This is a genomic window from Streptomyces sp. rh34 (assembly GCF_002551245.1).
In the GTDB taxonomy this organism is placed as follows: domain Bacteria; phylum Actinomycetota; class Actinomycetes; order Streptomycetales; family Streptomycetaceae; genus Streptomyces.
Map to the genome: position 1 here is coordinate 1 of NZ_NTGZ01000518.1, position 1,592 is coordinate 1,592.

Sequence of the window (1,592 nt, forward strand, 5' to 3'; positions counted from 1 at the left end):
GCAGCCGACTGATTGCACGTGAACAGCTGGATCTGCGTCCCGTCCGCCGACGCACCACCGGCCACGTCCACACACTTGCCACCGATACCGGTGACAGCACCCTCCCTCGGCCCCGTCGAACCGCCGAGTTCCTTGATCCGGACGTTCCGGAAGGACACGTCGTCGCCGTCGCCGTGGTTCTGCAGGCCGATATGGCCCTGCTGGAGGCTGCGGGCGGGGTCGGTGTTGGTGAAGTCGTTGATCTTACGGCCGTTGAGGAAGAGCTGGAGGCGCTCGCCCTCGACCCGGATCTCGTAGGTGTTCCACTCCCCCGGCGGATTCAGGGCCGCGTCGCGGACGGTGAGGTCGGCGGACTTGAAGCCGTAGACGGAGCCGGTGGTGCGGTCGGGGCTGTCGGTGGCGTCGATCTGGATCTCGTAGCCGTGGTCGACGGCCGACCACGGGTCGTCGGAGGCCGGGAAGCCCACGAAGACACCGCTGTTGTCGTCCCCGCTCTGCCGCCAGTCGAGCTTGAGGGAGTACGACCGGTACTCCTTGGCCTGGTACCAGTACAGGCCCAGACCGCCCTGGGAGGTGAGGGTGGCGTCGGCGTGCGTGAAGGAGCCGGGCCCGGCCTGCGTCCAGCCGGTGGTGCCCGAGGAGCCGAAGAGCGTGGTGTAGTCGGTCTCGGGGCGGCAGTCGGCCTCCGTCAGCTCCGCGGCCCAGCGGATGCCGCCGAGGAGGTGCCGGCGGAAGGCGGGGTCGGTGTAGGAGTCCTCGGTGTGGCCGCCGCCGGTGTAGAAGGCGCGCCCGCCGGCGTAGTCCTTGCACCAGGCGATGGGGTGGTCGGCGCCCATGGTGCCGCCGCTGTAGGTGGACTCGTCGAGCGAGGCCAGGACGTGCGCGGTGGTGCGCGGGTTGCTCCGGTAGTCGTACCACTCGTCGGTCCGCTGCCAGTTCGGGCCGAGGTGGGCGGTGGCGTCGTGGGCGCGGTCTTCCACCGTGACCGTGGCTTGCTGGATGTGCGGGTGGGACTTGAACAGCGCCCCGGCCAGACCTCCGTACCAGGCCCAGTCGTATTCGGTGTCGGCCGCCGCGTGGATGCCGACGTAGCCGCCGCCTGCCGCGATGTATCCCTCGAAGGCGGTCTGCTGGGTGGCGTTGAGGACGTCGCCGGTGGTGGAGAGGAAGACGACGGCCTCGTATCCGGCGAGGTTCGACGGGGTGAAGGCGGCGGCGTCCTCGGTGGCGGTGACGGTGAAGTTGTTGGCGGCGCCCAGATCGCGCAGGGCGGTGACGCCTTCGTCGATGGAGGAGTGGCGGAATCCGGCGGTCTTGGAGAAGACCAGGATGTCGTACGCGGGGTCGGCGGCGGCCGCCACGCGGGCGGGGGCGTCGGGGGCTGCGGCCGTGGAGACGGCGGCGGGCAGGGCGGCGGCGGCGAGCAGGCCGCAGGCGGCCCAGGTGGCGAGGTGTCCGAGAGGTCGGAGCGGTCGTCGGCTCATGGCAGGATCCACTTCTGGTTGGCGCCGGTCCCGCAGGTCCACAGGTGCAGCTTGGTGCGGTCGGCCGAGGAGACGCCCTCGGCGTCGAGGCACTTGCCGGAGGCGGGG

Annotated in this window: 2 protein-coding genes; both read right to left on the reverse strand. The window is 70.9% G+C overall.

The genetic code is table 11. The features are described from left to right. On the reverse strand, positions 1 to 1,484 hold a 1,484-nt coding region (locus CR470_RS37855; RefSeq protein WP_107489554.1), incomplete at its 3' end, for a ThuA domain-containing protein. Continuing rightward, positions 1,481 to 1,592: RICIN domain-containing protein (locus tag CR470_RS37860; protein WP_143663994.1), on the reverse strand; the 112-nt coding region annotated here is incomplete at its 5' end. The genes CR470_RS37855 and CR470_RS37860, both read right to left, overlap by 4 nt.